1 protein-coding gene and 1 pseudogene are annotated in these 577 nt (G+C 33.8%); both read left to right on the forward strand.

All coding sequences use genetic code 11. The features are described 5' to 3' along the window. Window positions 1-209: pseudogene (locus BK820_RS14945) on the forward strand (replication initiation protein RepM); the annotation flags it as partial. Window positions 210-287: 78 nt separating this feature from the next. Then, the coding region (locus tag BK820_RS14950; RefSeq protein ID WP_213030832.1) for a plasmid replication DNA-binding protein at window positions 288-577 on the forward strand (290 nt) is incomplete at its 3' end.

Consider the following 577-nt stretch of genomic DNA (forward strand, 5'->3'; position numbering starts at 1 on the left):
GTCCATCTGATTTCTTCTCAAAAATGACAGATCCCCAACGTCATTTATTTGCCAATAAACTTTCTAGGCTTCCTGAAATGAGTACCTATTCTCAAGGTACAGAAAGCTTTGAACAATTCGCTATACGCATTGCAGACATGCTAAAAGATGCTCAAAAATTCGAAGAATTGTTCCCTTATCTTCAAAAAGTTGGCTTTGCATCTGCCTAAAATTTAAACTTGATCATTTGTCTATTAGACAGTCTAATAGGCAGTAACTTTTTACAAGTTTAGGCATAGGTTTACAGGATGAAAACCCTTACAGTTCTTGAACTTTCCAAGCTTTACAACATCAATAGACAAACGATTTACAACAACATAAAGAAAGGAATTTTAAGCAAAAATTCTGAAAATAAGATTGATTTAGCAGAAGCTATCCGTGTTTTTGGTGAACCTATTAAAAAACAGGATGTAAAAGAATCTGTAAAAATAGACAGTCCAAATTCGGCAGAAGTTTTACTGCTTAGACAGCAGATAGACATGCTGAAAAATCAGCTTGATGATGCAAAAGAGCGTGAATCCTTTTATCAAAATCAAAT

The sequence above is a fragment of the Acinetobacter sp. LCT-H3 genome, from assembly GCF_001866125.1.
GTDB classification, from domain to species: domain Bacteria; phylum Pseudomonadota; class Gammaproteobacteria; order Pseudomonadales; family Moraxellaceae; genus Acinetobacter; species Acinetobacter schindleri.